Origin of the sequence: Vibrio sp. OPT41 (assembly GCF_015163595.1) — a bacterium.
GTDB classification, from domain to species: Bacteria; Pseudomonadota; Gammaproteobacteria; order Enterobacterales; family Vibrionaceae; genus Vibrio; species Vibrio alginolyticus.
Genome location: NZ_JADDYH010000077.1, coordinates 1 through 218, shown reverse-complemented (window position 1 = coordinate 218; position 218 = coordinate 1). Strand labels below are relative to the sequence as shown.

1 rRNA gene is annotated in these 218 nt (G+C 54.6%); it reads left to right on the top strand.

Annotated features, from left to right (window positions below):
• A 23S ribosomal RNA gene (locus tag IQP38_RS25165) occupies positions 1–218 on the top strand; the annotation flags it as partial.

Genomic DNA, 218 nt, shown 5'->3' with positions numbered 1-218 from the left:
CCTACATGTGTAGGATAGGTGGGAGGCTTTGAAGCGCAGTCGCTAGATTGCGTGGAGCCGTCCTTGAAATACCACCCTTGTAGTGTTGATGTTCTAACTTGGTCCCCTAATCGGGGATGAGGACAGTGCCTGGTGGGTAGTTTGACTGGGGCGGTCTCCTCCCAAAGCGTAACGGAGGAGCACGAAGGTGGGCTAATCACGGTTGGACATCGTGAGGT